The following is an 18,945-nucleotide window of genomic DNA, read 5'->3' as shown; positions in this document are numbered from 1 at the left end:
CCGCCCTGTCCTCAATTCTTCTTTTTCTTGTTCCCGAACACGTTGCCAAGCAGGCCGGACGGCAGACCGAAGCCTTCCTCGACGGCTTTCAGAATTTCCTCGTCGTTGACGTCGCCCTCGATAACCTTCTGCACATCAATCTGCGTGCGGCCGCCCGTTGCTTTCTCGATAGCCTTGTTGGCCGTATCGACCAGCGCCTCGGAGGGGTCTTTCTTGCCCTGAAGGATCGAAATCAGCTCACCGCCGGATTTCTGCAACTGTTTGTAGGCCGCTTCGGGGTTTTCCAGAATGCCTTTGATATCCGGATAGATGCGCGGATCGTTCCAGGATCCTTCGATCACGATCGGTACACCCAACCCTGCGAGCTTCTTGTCCTCGCCCTTGCGACGCGGCTGCGGCGCCTGGCCTTCGAGTGTCGGCACGATTTTCGGCTCCACCCGCCAGGCAAGCGTCTGCTTCGGCATGTCGGTCGTGCCTTTGCCGCTCATGCGCACCAGCGGGCCAACCAGCGAAAGATCTGTTGTCGTTGCGATACCGTTCTTGATCTGGAACGTCGCCCCGAGAGAGCTGAAATCGGTTTTCGCGGACGAAGCCTCCTGCCAGCCGAGCAGGGTCTCGAGGGACAGGCCCCGCACCATTTGCGGAATGTTGATGCCGCGGATCGCACCGTCGGCGAACTGGTAGCTTGCCGTGCCGTTCAACCCCTGGACAAGCGCCTGTTCGCTTCCCCCCTTTGAGGTCACGTCCAGGCTGATCGCCGCCTTGCCCTCGATCCAGTCAAAATCCACCGCGTCACGCAGCAGAGGATAGGCATTCAGCTTGGCGAGCGACACCTTGGCAGCGATCTGCGGCGTGTCCGATGCACCGTTCAGCGTCACCGTTCCGCTTCCCGAGCCGCCATAGAGCGAGAGCTTCTCCAGATTGGCGGTCAGGACGCCGTTCTTGATCTTGGTCGTCAGCGCACTTTCGTCGATCTTGATCTTGTGCCAGCGGATTTCGCTGGTCGTGAGCTGAAAATCGGCATCCACCGCCTGCAGGCCGGAAAAGTCGATCTGCGCCGAACTCCAGCCGGATGTGCTGCCTTTTTTACCGCCGTTGCCACTGCTCTGGCCGCTGCCGGAAGACCCCGATGCACCGCCACCCGACCCGGACGATCCGCCCAGATAAGGATCGAGCACCAGTTCGCGGAGCGCAAGGCGCGCCGTGACGCTCGGCTTGCCGCCCAGCCGGATTTTGCCGTTTGCCTCTCCGGAGGTCGCATCCAGCGTGAAGCGTGTTTCCTCGAATGTCAGCGTATCGCCCTGCATGCCGAAAATGCCGGAGGCCTTGAATGTCTTCAGGCCGTTTCCTGCACCGATCGGCTGGCCCATCCAGGCCATCAGTCCGCGCAGGTCGGCGGTTTCCACGTTCACAGCACCGTCAAGCGCACCTGACGTCGACGCCTTGCCGTCAAACCCGGCGCTCACCCGGTTGCCCTTCACGGTCACCGATACCGGCGCGGCATTTCCTGCGAGCAACTTCGCCGTATCCGCCCGCCCCGTCAGGCTGAACGCTTCACCGCGCCAGGACAGGGCACCACTCAGGGCAATCGGCTTTTCAAGGCCCTGCAGTTCCACATCCATGGCGAGATTTGTCAGTCTGTCGGCTTCAGGATCGCCGCCCATGGCGGACGACAGGCCGAGACCGCCGATCTCGCCTTCGGCAATCGAGACAGATCCGTTGAGGTCAAGACCTGCCACCAGTTCCTCACCGGTCATGCCGACAGTTTCAAACGCCAGATCCGCGCTCAACTTGCCGCTGGCGGGCATATCCTGTCCCGCCAGAAGCAGAAGGTCAGATATCGATCCGTCTTTCAGGACAAGCCGGCCGGAAACTTCCGGCACCAGGCCGGAAAGATCCGCATCTGCGGCTCCGCCCAGGGAAAGCTGGCCCAGCATCAGATGAAGGTCGGCGACCGAAACGGCCGCCTCGCTGCCGCTTACCTTCGCGTCCAGTTTGTAGGCGCCCAGATCGGTGGCGATTTCCTGCCCCGCCAGCGCGGCAAGCGCCTTCAGCGAAGGTCCGCCGCCGTCAAGCGCCAGCTCCGCCCGCAGCGGATCCAGGCCCGCTTCGCCCGCAACCTTCACCGTGTTCTCGCCGGAAGAGACCGTCAGGGAAACAGGCCTCTGTTCGCCCGCACTCAGGCCGAGGGGATCGGACACTGTACCGGCGACATCGATCGGCATGTCCTTCAATGTAAAACTCGCGGCAAGTTCCGCATCACCGCCAAGATCCGGAGCCTGCAACTCAAGATCCAGATTACCGACCTTGAACGGTTGTTCGGTGGATTGATCCTTGTAGGTCAGCGTTCCACCGGTAATTGTCAGACTGTCGATGCCGATGCTTTTCAGATAACCTTCCGAGGAGCTTTCAGGCTGGCTGTCCTGGGCAACGGACGTATCCTGTCCGGCGTTCTCGACAACGCGAGGCGTAGCGGTTTCCTCGTCGGCCGTCGCCGTTTCGCCTTCGAGATCGCGGCGCGGCTCCCAGCTCGTGGCGCCGTCCGGGCCGATTTCCAGGTAGATGTCCGGCTTGACCAGCGCAATGCCGGTCACCTGAACATTGCCCGAGATCAGCCCGGCCCAGGCCAGCCCGAACTCGACCCGCTCAGCCTTGGCAAACTCAATCCCGTCCGCGCCTGCCTCACCGGAAAGCCCGATATTTTCTGCAGAAAGGGTAAAACCCGGGAACAGGGAGAGGGACACAGGCCCGTCGAGACGGACACGCCAGCCGAGGCGTTTGTCCACTTCCTCGACAACCTGATGCTTGATTTCGTCCTTGGGCAGGAACAGTGGAACCACCAGAATGATGGTCACAAACATGAATACCAGACTGCCCAGTCCGATCAAAAGCCGCCGCATTTCAACGTCTCCCATTCGCGATTCGGCCCCAATGTAGACCAATCAGAACGCAAAAGTGCCCGTTGAATTTGACAAAAGCAGGAAAAGTGCGGGTTTGAGGCCGTCTAATTGTTACGCAGCGTCGATTTTCGCGAGATTGAACAGGTGATTGTCCCAGGAAATACCTGGAGGCCGGGCGAGTATTTCTGCCGGGTCGTCCGGGTCTGTCACCAGGGACAGCGCGCCGTTTCCATCCGAAATCAGAAAGCTGCCCTGATCGATCCGGGCAACACCGCAGCCGTCCGGGATCGCCCGCGCGCCGAGATATGCGCCTGAGGACGCACTCCAGAACAGCGTCTGCCCGCCGCGCGGTGCCGAAGCCGCAATGACGTCACCACCCGCATTGGCGGCAACCGAGCCGATATAATTCTGCAGGCCGGAAGCGACAGCCTCTGGAATGACGGTCGTTTCCGGCTCAGCATCGCGGGAAAAAACCCCGACCAGCGGCGGCACCTCGTCCGGCGACCCTTCGAACTGGCCGCCCACCCAGACCCGGCCTTTTGCATCCAGCGCCATGTGGCGGAGCGAAAGCTGGTGCAAATCCTTTTCCAGCCCATGCTGGGAAAGAATATCCCCGGTGTGGCTGTCCATGAACGCGACGGAGGGTGCCATTGTATCGAGATTGAGCTTCTCGCGGCCATTATCCGGATGGGTTTCGATTCCGCCGTTGGCAACGATCAGCGTGCGATGATCCGGTCCAAGAAGAATGTCATGCGGTCCGATGCCGTTGGTTTCGAACTCGCCGATGCGCCGTGTTGCACCGCCGCTCATATCGTAGATGCCGACAACACCGCGTGCGGCGGCAAAATCGTTCTCCACCGCATAGAGCAGCCGGCCATCGGCCGAAAAACATCCATGGCCGTAGAAATGCCGGCCGGGATCGGAGGTGATCAGCTCCGGTTGGGCGTCCTCGAAAGGCCTCACCACGACAGCGAAGGTTCCCGGTCGTCTTGCAAAGGCCACGAACCGGGAGCCGTCCCGAGCAACCGCGATGCCGTGGCCCCGGCCCGGCAACGCGATCTCTGCGAGCATCTGGCCAAGCTCGTCCACGATACCGACGCCGAATTCGCCATCGGCTTTCCGGTAGGCGCTGGCGAACAGCGGCACACCGTCAGCGGCCTCCCGGTTCAGAAGACTTGCCGCAAGCGTCGATCCGGAAAAGACCGGCGCCGCCGCCAGACTGCCCATGGCGGCAAGAAAACCTCTTCTGGAAACGGTCCTGATTGCCTCGGTCATCGTATTCTAGTCACCGTCCAGAGCGTTGAAACCACCGGCAAGTTCCAGCGCCCCGGCAAGTTCGAGCGCCATGGTGTCCCGGATGGATTTCACCGTGATCGCCAGCACCGATATCCGCGAATAAGCGTCGTCGTCCTTAAAGGTCTGCCGCAGCGGCGGGGTCAATTCGCTCAAAAGCGTCTGCGCGTTCCCGAATTCGAAGCCGAGCGCATTGAAGATCCATTGAAAATCCGACGGCGTCACGGCTTCCAGCCCGAGGCTGGCGACCGCATTCTGGATGCTCTGCAATTCGCCCGAAAGATATAGGATGGAATTGCCGGATCGGGAAAACGGCAGGCGGTTCGCCTTGGCCTTGGTCGCGGAGGCCCCAAGCGCCGGCAGAAGGTCCTGGTCACGGACGATGATCAGGCCGGTGACCAGCGCATTGAAAACATCTTCCATCGCTTCCTGGGACGTCCTGTACCGCTCGTTCTGCGGTCCACCCGACAACAACAGCGCCGAATATCCATCCGGGTCCGCCCAATCGGCATCAACTTCGACCGCAATCGCGGCAAGGTTCAGGGCAATCGCCAGCGCATAGCCGCACGTGTAATCCTTGTCGGCGCCAGGCCGGCCGAGAACCACGTCGCTGTCCTTGTCAAAGGCGATCAGCTGCAGTGCCGGAAACCCCTGAACCGCAACACTCTTGTCCTTCAGACTTTCCGCGGACCCGACGCCCGGATCTTTTTGCGCGTAGATCTTGCGGATCTGACGCTGAACGATGCCGCGCGGGTCGGGAAGAAAGGCAAGCCGGCTGAGCCTGTCATCTTCGAGAAGCGGACCGAACCTCAGAAACTGAATTCTTGAAAAGGCCTGAAGGCTGCCGGAATAGGCTGACCTGAACGCCTCGGCCGTCTCCGGCCTGTTGTCCGCGCAAATGCCTGTCACCGCGCCGGGCAGCTTCTCGACCGATGCCGCAAATTCCGCAGTGGCCGGACGGATATAGTTTGCAATCAGCCGTTCCAGCGGCGGGTTGAAATCCGCAGCCGGAGACGGCGTGGCAAAAAAGACGGCGGCAGCAAGAAAAACCCAAAGGCGCATCACAAGGACTCCAGAAACCTGATCAGAGACTGACGGTCCCCGGGACTTAACGCAATCACGGCGTCACGTGCCTGCGTCGCTTCGCCGCCATGCCACAACACCGCTTCAAGAAGGTTGCGCGCCCGTCCGTCATGCAGAAAACGCGTATGACCATTGACGGTCCGGGTCAGACCTATCCCCCAGAGCGGCGGTGTGCGCCATTCACGCCCGTGCGCATCGCCCACGGGCCGCCCGTCGGCCAGACCCTCTCCCATGTCGTGCAGCAGCAGGTCGGTATAGGGCCAGATCAGCTGAAACCTGTGAGCCGGATTTTCCGCGTCGCGGCTGGTCACGTATTTCGGTCGATGGCAGGACGCGCAGCCTGCGTCATGAAAGATCTGCTTGCCCCTCAGGACATCCGGGTCGTCGACATCGCGCCGCACCGGCACTGCCAGGTTTTCAGAATAGAACGTCACCAGATCCATCACCGGATCGGGGGTTTCCGTCGCGCCGAGCCGGGCCTGTTCGCCATGTGGAAGCGCCCGGCAGTCCGTCTGGGCTGCTGTGCAATCGCCGTAATTGTCCGGAAAGTCAGGCGAACTCAGGCCGATGTCACCAGAAAATGCCGCTGCGGATTGCGCACGGATCGTCGGCTTGGACGCCTTCCAGCCGAAGCGGCCGAGGGTGCGTTCACCGGTATGCGGATCGGGAACACGACTGATCCTGCCGGAAATTCCGTCCCCGTCGAGATCCTGCGGGTCGGCAAGGGCTTCCAGATCGCCCGGATGGATTGCCTGCAGAAGACCAAGACCGATCATCGGCGGCGCAACGCGCGGTGAAATCATCGTGTCAGGGTGCATCTCGCCGTATCCGAGATCCCGGATCCTGTAGATCGGCTTTTGAAGAACGGCGGTCTCGCCGCCGTTCAGCGGCACCTCGATATCCTCATGCTCGATATCGAACCGCCCTTCCGCCTGAAGTCCGGGGACCGCGAACGTCTGGAACTGGCCGCCGTAGGTGGGTTCGGGAACCCTCAGGATCTCTCCGGCCGCGAGCATCCGGCGCTGCTCTTCCGTTTGCGGCGGAACCGAAAGGCGCAGGAAAAGCGAAACGGCTTCCTCTCCGGGCCGCGGCGGACGGCCGCGCCCGTCCTTCAGATGGCATCCCTGGCAGGACCGGGCATTGAACAGCGGTCCGAGACCGTCGGAAGCCTGCGTCGAGGAAGGCGACGATGCCCAGAGTTTCTTGAAAAGACCGTTGCCGACCTTGAAGGTCTGTTCTTCTTCGAAGCTGAGATTGGCATTTGACTGGGAATAGGCATCCCGCCCCGGTTGGCGGGTAGAGGTTCCGGCCCCGCCCTGCATGGGTTCGAACCGTTCGGGCCGGTCGAATGCATCCGGCGGCCGAAGCACGTCTGCCACCTTCGCGCGGTCTGCCGCCGTCAGGTCGGTCCGATGCGCCAGGGGCTCTTTCGCCGACAGGGGTCCGGCCGAAAAACAGACAAGCGCCGCAGCAGCGGCACCCAGTATCGGGAGTAATCCCATTTTTGCATCCTGATTTTCTTCCGCGGCCCCCATTCCCGCGAAAGTGTCGGGTCAGGCGGTTACCGTCACCGCCCGACCCTTGATTTCTTACTGGAAAACAGCCGTCGGATTGTCCAGGCTGTCGGAACCTTCAAAGGCAATCTCGTCCAGCTCGAGCACTTTGACAACGCGCTCGATTGACGCTGTCTGATCGACCAGGGCATCGACGGCTGCCTGAACGACGGCGTTGCCCTCGTCATTGCCTTCGCCGATCATCTGGTCATAGGCTTCGCCGGCTTCGGCGCGGGCCTTCATGGCCTCGAATGCGGCAAGCGTGGCATCCAGTTTTGCCTTCATCTCTTCCGCCAGGGCCGGATCCTTCTCGGCCACCAGATCCGCCAGCGAAGCGCCGGAGACATCATTGCCGAGCGGGCTCTTGTACTCGCCGAAATAGACGTTCCGGATGCCGACCACGTCGTTGTAGTGAGACATATGCGTGTTGTCGGAGAAGCAATCGTGCTCTTCTTCCGGATCGTGCAGCATCAGGCCGAGCTTGATGCGTTCTCCAGCCAGTTCTCCGTAGGAGAGAGACCCCATGCCGGTCAGGATCGTTGCCAGACCGCCGTCTTCACCCTTGCCTGCAAGGTCTTCACGGGCCGCTCCGTCCGGAGCCCAGGCCGAAACCATTTCTTCAAGGTCGGAAATCAGCAGGTCGGTCGCAGCCTGAAGATACTGGACGCGGCGCTCGCAGTTACCGCCGGTGCAGTTGGCCGGATCGAAGTCCGTTGCCGGACGGCTGCCCGCACCCGCATCGGTACCGTTGAGGTCCTGGCCCCACAGAAGGAATTCGATGGCATGGTAGCCGGTCGCGACATTCGCTTCCACTTCGCCGGCTTCCTGAAGGGTCTCGGCAAGCAGCTCAGGCGTGATGACGGTGGCGTCGATCGTCTCGCCGCCAACCTTCAGGCTCGGATTGGCGATGACATTCGCGGTGTAGAAGACGTTCTCTTCGGAATCTTCCCCGTAGGATGTGTCGACATAGTCGATCAGACCCTCGTCCAGCGGCCAGGCATTCACCTTTCCTTCCCAGTCATCCACGATGGCATTCCCGAAGCGGTAGGCTTCGGTCTGCTGGTAAGGATTGCGGGCTTCGATCCAGGCGGCGCGTGCAGCCGTCAGATTGGCTTCGGTCGGCTCGCCAACCAGCGTATCGATTGCGGCCTTGAGCGTCTTGGCACTTTCCAGGGAATCTTCGTATTTCGCCTGGGCGATATCGCCGTAGGTCGACAGGACGTCCGCGGGGCCCGCAGCCAATACCGGGGTGACGAAGAGAGAGGTGGCAGCCAGAAGGCCGAGTTTGAAAGAATTCATTTGTCCATCCCGATTTAAACGCCGCCCGCGGCAGTAAATGTCGGCCCACGGGCGGAAACTGATATGATTTCGGAGCGCCGATCGCGCTTTACAGAGGTCGGTGAAAACATTTTATGAGACTTGAAGTCAAGTTAAAAATCCAAAAAAATCAATAGTTTAGAATAATTCAAAAAACCTGATTTTGAAATGCCGGATTCAATTCCCATGTCATTCGTTTAAAGTCATCATCAACTCTTTGATGCTAAAGAAACTTTGTTGTGGCTATCTGTGTCGGTCCGCTTTGTTGGGGAACCACAGCAGAGCGGAAGAGTTGAATGAGATTGGACGGGCAGAAGCATCTTCGCTTGGTTTGAATGAGAGCAAGATACTTCAGGCTGCCGGGGGCGCAGCCGGGAAAAAGGGACAAAAAACATGCTGGATTCGCTGAAAAGCTTTGTTCGCGAACTGACTTTTGGCGACAGTGGGGAAAAGACCTTCGCCGAGGACGACAAGCGTCTGGCGGCGGCTGCCTTGTTGTTTCACCTGATCGATATCGACGGCGTGATTGAGGAGAGCGAGAGCGCAAAGCTCCGCCAGATCCTGCAGCAGCACTACGATCTGACCGACAAGGAAACCACGGAGCTCATCGACATCGCCAGGCAGCGCGACGAAGAAGCCGTGGACCTTTATGGCTTCACATCCATTCTGAAGCGGACCACTGACGAAGCCGAGCGCCTCGCCATCGTCGAGATGATGTGGGAAATCGTCTATGCGGACGGTCAGGTCCATGAATTCGAGGACAACACCATCTGGCGGGTGGCCGAACTGCTCGGTGTCTCGACGCGGGACCGCATGACCCTTCGTCACAAGGTCGCCAAGACGGCTCCGGAGCTGAACGAGCTCGACTGACGTCTGGACCGAAAAACGCCCGTGGCAATCATTTGCACAGCTTGCACAGACAACGGGACTCGATTTTCAGGCGTGCCTGCAGCATATTAGAGCGATGCATTTCCAGACTGATCACACGGGGACCAGACCCAGGATACTGGTCGTTCTCCACCAGGAACACTCCTCGCCGGGCCGCGTCGGCCGTGAACTGGTGAACCGTGGCTTTGCGCTCGACGTTCGCAAACCGCGCTTTGGAGACGTGCTTCCGGACACCATGGACGGACATGCGGGCGCCGTCATTTTCGGCGGCCCGATGAGCGCCAACGATCCCGACGCCTTCATTCAAAAGGAAATCGACTGGATCAAGGTCCCGCTCAAGGAGCAAAAGCCGTTTCTCGGCATATGCCTGGGCGCGCAAATGATGGTCAGGCATCTTGGCGGCCAGGTCGCCGGGCATGACGACGCCCTGGTTGAAATCGGCTATTATCCGCTGCAGCCGACCGCAGCGGGCAAGGCGCTTATGGACTGGCCCAAGAAAGTCTATCAGTGGCACCGGGAGGGCTTCGACCTGCCCCGAGGCGCGGACCTGCTTGCCGGAGGCCCGACCTATCCGAACCAGGCGATCCGCATCGGCCCCTGCGCCTATGGCATCCAGTTCCATCCGGAACTCACCCATCAGATGATGGTCCGCTGGACCACCAAGGGCGCACCGCGCATGGACCTTCCCGGCGCCCAGAAACGACGCGATCATTTCGCCGGCCGCTTTGTCTACGATCCCGCCGTCCGCCAATGGCTCGACCGGTTTCTGGATCTGTGGATCGGCACCGCAGAAGCCCCCGTGCAGCACGGCATGCTGAAAGCAGCGGAATAGGCACAAGCAGCGTTTCCAACCGGGTCCCCCGGTTCAAGGCCGCTCTTGAGCGGCCTTAGGCTGCTGCCCAACCCCGGCGTCATCAACTCTGTTGAATGAAGAAGAGGCTGAGTACCACCCTCGGCTGTCTTCCCGGAGGGTCTGCAGCGCTAGCTGCATGGCCAGATCCGGGATCCAGACATATTTCGCGCCACAGGCGGGTCTTATTTCATGATTTCAAAGGCTTGACTGGTTGAGTGCTCGCTTGCGCTCGCGCTGAAACGCTGGATTCCGGATCAGCGTGCAGCGATGCTGCACTTGTCCGGAATGACGTGCTGAGGGTTTTCGACAGTTTTAGGCCACCCTTGGGCGGCCTTTTTGTTGTCAGGCCTCGAAGACCACCAGAAGATCCTTGGCGTCGATCTGGGAGCCCGGCGAGACCAGGACCTCCTTGACCTTGCCGTCGCGTTCCGCATGCAGCGCGGTTTCCATCTTCATGGCTTCGATGGAGACCAGCACGTCACCGGCCTTCACGTCCTGCCCTGCGGCGATCGCAACGGTGGAAATCACGCCCGGCATCGGCGCGCCGACATGGGCGGCATTGCCGTCTTCCGCCTTGCGCATCGCTGCCGCGCCGGTCCCGCCGTGCGCCCGGTCCGGAACCTTGACGCTGCGCGGCTGACCGTTGAGTTCGAAAAAGACCTTCTTTTCACCCTGTTCGTCCGTCTCGCCGATGGCCTGACAGCGCAGGACCAGGGTCTTGCCGGGTTCCAGGTCGACAAAAATCTCCTGGCCCTGTTCCAGGCCGTAGAAATAGACCGGCGTCGGCAGGACGGATGTCGGGCCGTATTGCTGCTGCGCCTTGTCGAAATCCGTAAACACCTTCGGATACATCAGATAGGACGCCAGCTCCGTGTCGCTGATCTCGCGCCCGGTCTTTTCCGCCGCCTCCTTGCGTTCCGCGTCCAGATCGGCCTCCTTCAGCAGCGAACCGGGCCGGACCGTGATCGGCTTTTCGCCTTTCAGGACCTTCTTCTGCAGGGCCTGCGGCCAGCCGCCGGGAGATTGCCCGAGATCGCCGTGCAGCATCTGCACGACACTGTCCGGGAAAGCGACATCCTTGGCCGGATCCTCGACCTCGGCCACGCTCAAACCCTGGCTGACCATCATCAGCGCCATGTCGCCGACCACCTTTGATGACGGCGTCACCTTGACGATATCCCCGAACATCATGTTGACGTCCGCATAGGCCTGGGCGACTTCGTGCCAGCGGGTTTCGAGGCCGAGCGAACGGGCCTGTTCCTTGAGGTTGGTGAACTGGCCCCCGGGCATTTCGTGCAGATAGACTTCGGAGGCCCCAAAGCGAAGATCGCTCTCGAAGGCCCTGTACTGGGTGCGCACGGCCTCCCAGTAGAAGGAAATCTGGCGGATCACCCTGGCGTCGAGGCCGGTGTCCCGTTCGCCGCCGCGCAAGGCTTCCACGATGGAACCGAGACATGGCTGGGAAGTCAGGCCGGAAAGCGCGTCCATCGCCGCATCGACCGCGTCCGCACCCGCTTCAACAGCCGCCAGCACGGTCGCCGCAGCGATGCCGGACGTATCGTGGGTGTGGAAGTGGATCGGCAGATCGACCTCTTCCTTCAGCGTCCGGATCAGGATCTTCGCCGCTTCAGGCTTCATGAGGCCGGCCATGTCCTTCAGGCCGAGGATATGTGCGCCGGCGGCTTCCAGTTCCTTTGCGAGCCCGACATAGTATTTCAGGTCGTATTTCGGCCGGGCGCTGTCCATGAGGTCGCCGGTGTAGCACAGCACGCCTTCGCACAACTTGCCGGCTTCCTGGACCGCATCCATCGACACGCGCATGTTCTCCACCCAGTTCAGGCAGTCGAAGACACGGAAGAGGTCGATGCCGTTTTCCGCCGCCTGGGCAACGAAGAACCGGACCACATTGTCCGGATAATTGGTGTAACCGACCCCGTTGGAGCCGCGCAGCAGCATCTGAAGCAGAATGTTGGGGGCTTTTTCACGGATCTTGTGCAGGCGCTCCCACGGACTTTCGGTCAGGAAGCGCATGGCAACGTCAAAGGTCGCGCCGCCCCAGCATTCCAGCGAGAACAGGCTCGGCAGACCAGAAGCATAAGCTTCGGCCACACTGACGATGTCATGGCTGCGCATGCGGGTGGCCAGCAGCGACTGATGTGCATCGCGCATGGTCGTATCGGTGATCAGGGCCCTGCTTTGATCCTTCATCCAGTCGGCAAAGCCTTTCGGCCCGAGCTCGTCGAGCAGTTGCCGCGTTCCGGACGGTTTGACATCGCCGAAATCGGGCACCACCGGAGCCGCCACGTCCTGCGGCGGCCGGGCCCGGTTCTTGGTTTCCGGATGACCGTTGACCGAGACATCGGCGATGTAGGTCAGCAGCTTGGTGGCCCGATCCTGGCGCCGGGTCTGCTGAAACAGCGCTGGCGTGTCATCGATGAACCGGGTCGTATAATTGTTGGCCTTGAAATCCGGGTGACCGATGATGTTTTCCAGAAACACCAGGTTGGTCGCCACGCCGCGAATACGGAATTCGCGCAGCGCGCGGTCCATGCGCTTGCGGGCGTCTTCCGCGGTCGGTGCCCAGGCGGTGATCTTTTCCAGGAGCGGGTCGTAAAAACGCGTGATCACCGCGCCCGAATAGGCGGTGCCTCCATCCAGACGGATGCCGAAGCCTGTCGCGCCGCGATAGGCGGTGATACGGCCGTAGTCGGGAATGAAGTTCTGGTCCGGATCCTCGGTTGTGATACGGCACTGCAGGGCATTGCCGTGAAGGTGGATATCCTCCTGGTCCGGGACACCGCTTTCCGGCGTGCCTATTCTTGACCCTTCGGCGATCTTGATCTGCGCCTGGACGATGTCGATACCGGTGACTTCCTCGGTCACCGTGTGCTCCACCTGAACGCGCGGATTGACCTCGATGAAATAGACCGAGCCGGTATCGGCATCCATCAGGAACTCGACCGTACCCGCACCGCGGTAATTCACCGCCCGGCCGATCTTCAGACCGTATGCGCACAGTTCGGCGCGTTTTTCCGCGTCAAGATACGGCGCCGGCGCACGTTCGACCACCTTCTGGTGGCGGCGTTGAATGGAGCAATCCCGCTCGAACAGGTGGACAAGCCCGCCCTGGCCGTCCCCCAGGATCTGCACTTCCACATGCCGCGCGCGCTGCACCAGTTTTTCCAGGTAGATCTCGTCCTTGCCGAAAGCCGCCATGGCTTCGCGCTTGGCCGCCAGAACTTCCTTTTCCAGCGTGGCTTCGTCCGGGATCACGCGCATGCCGCGTCCGCCGCCGCCCCAGGACGCCTTCAGCATCACCGGATAGCCGACCCCTGCTGCAAGCCGCTTGATTTCGTTCATGTCGTCGGGCAGCGGCTCGGTGGCCGGCATCACCGGCACGCCGGCCTCGATCGCCAGATTGCGCGCGGCGACCTTGTTGCCGAGCCGGCGCATGGTTTCGGATTTCGGCCCGATGAAGATAATGCCCGCCTCTTCGCAGGCGTCGACGAATTCCGGGCTTTCCGACAGGAGGCCGTATCCCGGATGAATCGCATCGGCGCCGGAAAGCTTGGCTACACGGATAATCTCGTCGATCGACAGATAGGCTTCGATCGGACCGAGACCCTTGCCGACCTGATAGGCTTCGTCCGACTTGAACCGGTGAAGCGCCAATTTGTCCTGTTCGGCGTAGATCGCCACGGTCTTCAGACCGAGCTCGTTGGCGGCCCTGAAAACCCGGATCGCAATTTCGGACCTGTTCGCAACGAGAATTTTAGCTATCGCCAAACGACCTCTCCCTGATCTTATCTTAAAATGACGCCTGTATCGGCAAGATTACTACTTTGGACCGATGCAATTGAAAAGGGGCGTGAGACATACCGCTGCCTGGACCGCGCGGCCCGGCCGACAGCCAATTTTTGCACCTGCTCCGGCAACTCCCGGAAACCGTGAGGTTATTCGGTCGAAGTTCCCGCAGCAACTGAGCTTTTGAAAAATTTGCGGTGCAACAATAAATTCACGCAGCTTCCGCCCCCTCCCCCGAAGAGGCGAACGCATCAAGACCTGGTTCATTTCAGCACAAATTTGCGACCCCGCCCGCTCAGGCGACACGCACTCCGTGTGGGACCGGGCGTTCGGCTATGCGTGGAGTGGCCACGCCCTACCACATATTGTGAGAACAGAACCAAAACACCTTTGAATCAGCGATTCGTCCGGCTTTCGTTCACCCTGTGTCCGAACGTTAATACCATCGACACATCTGCAGGTTTGCCGGTTATCATGAAATTAAGGCTTGACAGGGCGCTGGAACAAATCACCACGAAGCTGCAACTCAGACTCAAATCCTTGACCCGATTCACGATTTCGTGGCGTACTGCGCTTCACAAACCACATCTCGTAGGGAACAAATCCTGAATCTCCCGGAGTCGCCGATTCGGTTACGGTTTGTTCCAGAGTCGTTCTCCACAGCTTATTTTCACCCCGGAAAATCCCTTCCCGCACCCGAAAAGAAAGGGGACACGTCCCTCCCGCCTGTGGTAGACACCCTGCACCAGATATAGGCGACGCGCCCCAAGAAAGCCGGTCACGACTATTTCCATGCTCCGTCCTCAAACCTTGCCGCTGCCGCCATCAGCACGGTCCCGCACCGTCACGGCGGTCCTGGGACCCACCAATACCGGAAAAACCCACCTTGCGATCGAGCGCATGCTTGCGCAATCGTCCGGGCTGATCGGATTGCCTCTGCGCCTTCTGGCGCGCGAGGTTTACGGCCGGGTTGCCGAACGGGCCGGCACGGATGCGGTGGCGCTGATCACCGGCGAAGAAAAAATCATTCCGAAAAACCCGCGCTTCTGGGTATCTACGGTCGAGGCGATGCCGCTTGACCTGAATACGGAATTCGTCGCCATCGACGAGGTGCAGCTCGCCGGAAACCTGGATCGCGGCCATGTCTTCACAGACCGGATACTGAACCTGCGCGGCAGATCGGAAACCCTACTGCTCGGCGCGGCCACCATCCGTCCGCTTCTTGAAAGACTGGTGCCGGGTCTCAATGTCGTCACGAGACCGCGCATGTCCGTTCTGGAATATGCGGGCTCGAAAAAGGTATCGCGGCTGCCGGCGCGTTCCGCCGTGGTCGCCTTCTCCTCGGACGAGGTCTATTCCATCGCCGAACTGCTCCGCCGTCAGCGCGGCGGTGCGGCTGTCGTTCTGGGCTCCCTGAGCCCGCGCACCCGGAATGCCCAGGTGGAGCTCTTTCAGAACGGCGATGTCGATCACCTGGTCGCCACCGACGCAATCGGCATGGGCCTGAACCTCGACCTCCACCACATCGCCTTCGCCGGCAACCGCAAATATGACGGATATCAGTACCGCCAGCTCACGCCCTCGGAGATGGGACAGATCGCCGGACGCGCCGGCCGGCACACACGGGACGGCACCTTCGGGGTGACCGGCCGCGTCGATCCGTTGAGCGACGACCTGGTCGAACAGATCGAAAGTCACCACTTCGACAGCCTGAAAGTGCTGCAATGGCGCAACAGTGCGCTGGATTTTTCATCCGCGGCGACATTGCGCCGGAGCCTCGATACGGTCCCCACGGAAGACGGTCTGGCAAGAACGCCGACGGGGGACGATATCACCGCTCTTGAACATTTATTGCGCGATCTCGCAATATCCGACATGGTCAGGGGTGAAAAAGCGGTCGAATTGTTATGGGACGTGTGTCAGGTTCCGGACTACCGTAAGATCGCGCCGGCGAACCACGCAGACCTGCTGAACACGATTTACACGCATTTGATGCAGGACAACGCCATCGCCGACGACTGGTTTAAACGTCAATTGGCCTTCGCAGACCGCACAGATGGTGATATCGACACTCTCGCGAACCGGATTGCACACATCCGGACGTGGACTTATGTCGCCAATCGCCCTGACTGGCTGGCCGATCCGGCCCACTGGCAAGGCGAGACAAGCGCCATTGAAGACAAACTATCTGACGCCCTTCATGAACGGCTGACCCAGCGGTTCGTGGATCGGCGGACAAGTGTATTGATGCGACGTCTGAGAGAGAATGCAATGCTGGAAGCGGAAATTACCTCGAGCGGTGATGTGCTCGTCGAAGGTCAGCACATCGGAAATCTGCTTGGCTTCCGGTTTGCCCCCGACTCGGCGGCCGAAGGCCCCGACGGCAAGACGGTTCGTGCTGCCGCGCAAAAGGCCTTGACGACCGAGATCGAATCCCGCGCTGAAAAGCTGGGCAAGTCGGAAAACAGCGACTTCGTGCTGACGTCGGAAGGCGCAGTTCGCTGGCGCGGTGAACCGGTCGCCAAACTGGTCGCCGGCGAGGACGTGTTGTCTCCAACGGTTCTGCTGCTTGCCGATGAACATCTGACCGGCCCCGCCCGCGACGCGGTGCAGGCGCGCATCGATCAGTGGATCAAGGCACAGGTCGATACGCTGCTGAAGCCGCTGGCCGATCTGAAGGCCGGAGAAGGCCTTGAAGGCCTTGCCCGCGGCATCGCCTTCCGGATCGTCGAGGGCCTCGGCATTCTGGAGCGCCAGGACGCCTCCGACGAAATCCGCCAGCTCGACCAGGACATGCGCGCGTCCCTGCGCAAGTTCGGTGTGCGTTTCGGCGCCTACACGATCTTCGTGCCTGCCTTGCTGAAACCGGCCCCGAGCCAGCTTCTTGCCCAGCTCTGGGCGCTCAAGCACGGCTCCCTGGACATGAACGGCATGGCCGAGCTGCCGCAGCTTTCCGCCTCCGGCCGCACGTCCATCCCGGTCGACGAAACCATCGACAAGGCGCTTTACAAGGTCGTCGGCTTCCGCGTCTGCGGCCCCAGAGCCGTGCGTGTCGACATTCTGGAACGCCTGGCGGATCTCATCCGGCCCCTGATCGCCTGGAAGCCGCTCGATGCGGACGTCAGCCCCCCGGAGGGAGCGATCGCCCAGGGCGGCGGGTTCACGGTTACCGTTGCCATGACGTCCCTGCTCGGCTGCGCCGGCGAGGATTTCACCGCCGTTCTCAAATCCCTCGGCTACCGGGTGGAAACAAAAGAGGTGCAGCGTCCGGTGGCCGCGAAACCGGCGGCGGAGCAGGACAAGACACCGGCTGCGGAAGCAGCAGCGGAAACAACGCCGGAAAGCGTTGCCGAACCTGCTGCGGAAGCGCAGGCCGCATCTCCTGCCGAAAGCACGGCCGGGACCGAAGAGACCGAGACCCCTGCCGCAGAACCGGAAACCACGGAACCTGCGCCATCCGCGACGGACACACCGGAATCCGAGCCTGCAGAACCGCAGGCAAGCGAACCGGCTGCCGAAGCAGCAGCTGAAGTGGTGGAAGAACCGGCTTCATCCGAAGCTTCCAGCGAAACGGCTCCTTCGGAAGCAGCGACCGAAACGCCAGGTGAAGCACCTGTCGAGGCATCTGCCGAAGCACAGAATGAAGCAGCGGACGCCGAGGCCTCTTCCGGGACTGCTGAGGCTGACGCTGCGACGGAAACCGTCACCATTGAAGTCTGGCGACCCGGCCGGCAGGACCGCCGGCCCCGCGGCCGCCAGGACCAGCGCCGTGGTGGAGACCGCAAGGGACAGGACCCCAAGGCCGGCGCCGGCGAAAAGCGCCATGGCAAGGGCGGCCCCAACCGCAATCGCGGCGGCGGCCAGTCCGATGGCCGGCACGGAGGCAAGCATGGCGGCCAGAGAGGGTCCGACGGCGGCAACCGGCGTGACAAGGCCCCCAGGGAAAAGCCGATTGATCCCAATTCTCCCTTTGCGGCACTGCTGGCGCTGAAGGCGAACATGGATAACAAGGACAAGAAGTAATTCCGGCGCCCGACCCACAAGCCGCCGGTGGCGGACTGCGCATTGACAAGTGGCTCTGGTACGCCAGGGTCACCAAATCCCGATCTCTTGCCCAGAAGCTGATTTCCTCCAGGCATGTGAGGCTAAACAGCGACAAGGTCGTCACCCCCAGCAAGACCGTCAAGGTTGGCGACGTTCTGACCATTGCCCTGGACAGGCGGATCCTCGTTCTGAAGGTGGCTGCGCTCGGCTCCCGCCGCGGCCCTTTCGAAGAGGCCCGCAAGCTCTACGAGGACATGTCTCCACCGCCGCCGCCCAAAGAGGAACAACCTTCCCATCCGGCGCTGCGCGAGGCCGGTGCGGGCCGCCCGACCAAGCGCGACAGACGCAAGATCGACGCCTGGCGCGGCGACAATTGAGCCTAAATCTCTGAATGCGCGCCAAAACAGAATAACTTTCTCATATCATCGCGGATTGCGTCATCCTGTGCGCTTGCACGCGCTTTCCAAAAACGATACCCAACATCGACAAGAAATTTAACGTTGCGGCTCCACGTGCGAGCAGGCCGCGCCAGGAACTGCCGGACCGGAGCTGAAAGGCCGAACCTGTCCCCCGGGACCGGCACCGAGTGAGGATACCGATGACCTACGTCGTCACAGACAACTGCATCAAGTGCAAATACACCGACTGTGTTGAAGTCTGTCCCGTGGATTGCTTCTACGAAGGCGAGAACATGCTCGTCATCAATCCGGACGAATGCATCGACTGCGGTGTCTGTGAGCCGGAATGCCCGGCCGAGGCCATTCTGCCCGACACCGAGCCCGGCCTGGAAAAGTGGATCGAGCTCAACGCCGAATACTCGGAAAAGTGGCCGAACATTACCGAAAAGAAAGATGCACTTCCCGAGGCGGAAGAGTTTGACGGCAAGGAAAACAAACTCGAGCAGTATTTCTCGCCGGAAGCCCCGAAGTGATTCGCGCGGTGCTTGCCGCCACGCAATGACACAAGCCCGACGGGATTGCGGAAACACAGCGATTCCGCGAGATGTTTCAGGCACCTGGAAGATCGCCCCAAGATGGCGATCTGTGCCCTTTGCGCACCACAAAAGCGCAACACTTTAATTTTCCACAAAAGTATGTTATAAACAGAAACAGTCGCCAACCACGAGAATAACCCCATAAAACGGAGTCTTCGAAACGCGTCCCGGTCCGCAAAGTTACCGGACAGCGTGAGGTCCCGGCAGCTCTTACGA

At 60.9% G+C, this 18,945-nt stretch carries 11 protein-coding genes; 5 read left to right on the top strand and 6 right to left on the bottom strand.

The genetic code is table 11. The features are described from left to right. Positions 1 to 11 precede the first annotated feature (11 nt). The 5 genes from Q1B40_RS19550 to Q1B40_RS19530 form a co-directional block, all read right to left on the bottom strand. On the bottom strand, positions 12 to 2,900 hold the full coding sequence (locus Q1B40_RS19550) for an AsmA family protein (protein WP_299818146.1): 2,889 nt from the start codon (positions 2,898 to 2,900) through the stop codon (positions 12 to 14). Between the two features lie 111 nt (positions 2,901 to 3,011). After that, positions 3,012 to 4,175 carry a DUF1513 domain-containing protein gene (locus Q1B40_RS19545; RefSeq protein WP_299818143.1) on the bottom strand — a complete coding sequence of 388 codons (1,164 nt, stop codon included), beginning with the start codon at positions 4,173 to 4,175 and terminating at the stop codon, positions 3,012 to 3,014. A gap of 6 nt (positions 4,176 to 4,181) precedes the next feature. Beyond that, a complete protein-coding gene (locus Q1B40_RS19540) occupies positions 4,182 to 5,255 on the bottom strand; it encodes an imelysin family protein (protein WP_299818140.1) in 1,074 nt (357 codons plus the stop codon). Beyond that, positions 5,255 to 6,778: a di-heme oxidoredictase family protein gene (locus tag Q1B40_RS19535; RefSeq protein WP_299818137.1), complete on the bottom strand. Its 1,524-nt coding sequence runs from the start codon at positions 6,776 to 6,778 to the stop codon at positions 5,255 to 5,257. Before Q1B40_RS19535 ends, Q1B40_RS19540 begins: the two co-directional genes overlap by 1 nt. A gap of 87 nt (positions 6,779 to 6,865) precedes the next feature. Then, complete coding sequence (locus Q1B40_RS19530) at positions 6,866 to 8,128, bottom strand: imelysin family protein (protein WP_299818135.1); 1,263 nt, start codon at positions 8,126 to 8,128, stop codon at positions 6,866 to 6,868. 411 nt (positions 8,129 to 8,539) lie between these two features. Here Q1B40_RS19530 and Q1B40_RS19525 point away from each other — a divergent pair, with 411 nt between their 5' ends. Together Q1B40_RS19525 and Q1B40_RS19520 are read left to right on the top strand one after the other, a co-directional pair. Continuing rightward, a complete protein-coding gene (locus Q1B40_RS19525; protein WP_299818132.1) occupies positions 8,540 to 9,016 on the top strand; it encodes a TerB family tellurite resistance protein in 477 nt (158 codons plus the stop codon). Positions 9,017 to 9,110: 94 nt separating this feature from the next. Beyond that, on the top strand, positions 9,111 to 9,866 hold the full coding sequence (locus tag Q1B40_RS19520) for a glutamine amidotransferase (protein ID WP_299818129.1): 756 nt from the start codon (positions 9,111 to 9,113) through the stop codon (positions 9,864 to 9,866). A 363-nt stretch (positions 9,867 to 10,229) separates the two neighbouring features. On the opposite strand, the gene pyc is transcribed toward Q1B40_RS19520, so the two are convergent. Beyond that, complete coding sequence (pyc, locus tag Q1B40_RS19515; protein WP_299818126.1) at positions 10,230 to 13,673, bottom strand: pyruvate carboxylase; 3,444 nt, start codon at positions 13,671 to 13,673, stop codon at positions 10,230 to 10,232. Between the two features lie 810 nt (positions 13,674 to 14,483). Here pyc and Q1B40_RS19510 point away from each other — a divergent pair. From Q1B40_RS19510 to fdxA, 3 genes are all read left to right on the top strand, one after another. Next, positions 14,484 to 17,714: a helicase-related protein gene (locus Q1B40_RS19510; protein ID WP_299818123.1), complete on the top strand. Its 3,231-nt coding sequence runs from the start codon at positions 14,484 to 14,486 to the stop codon at positions 17,712 to 17,714. Then, the gene (locus Q1B40_RS19505; RefSeq protein WP_299819109.1) at positions 17,714 to 18,112 is read left to right on the top strand and encodes an RNA-binding S4 domain-containing protein; all 399 of its coding nucleotides are present in this window, start codon (positions 17,714 to 17,716) and stop codon (positions 18,110 to 18,112) included. Before Q1B40_RS19510 ends, Q1B40_RS19505 begins: the two co-directional genes overlap by 1 nt. Positions 18,113 to 18,333: 221 nt before the next feature. Then, positions 18,334 to 18,666 (top strand): ferredoxin FdxA, encoded by a 333-nt coding sequence (gene fdxA / locus Q1B40_RS19500; protein ID WP_299818120.1) that lies wholly within the window; start codon positions 18,334 to 18,336, stop codon positions 18,664 to 18,666. The last annotated feature ends 279 nt before the right edge of the window (positions 18,667 to 18,945 follow it).

It is taken from the genome of uncultured Roseibium sp. (assembly GCF_947496995.1).
Classification (GTDB): domain Bacteria; phylum Pseudomonadota; class Alphaproteobacteria; order Rhizobiales; family Stappiaceae; genus Roseibium.
Note: the sequence above shows the minus strand (reverse complement) of the source record. Positions and strands in the feature narration are given on the sequence as shown.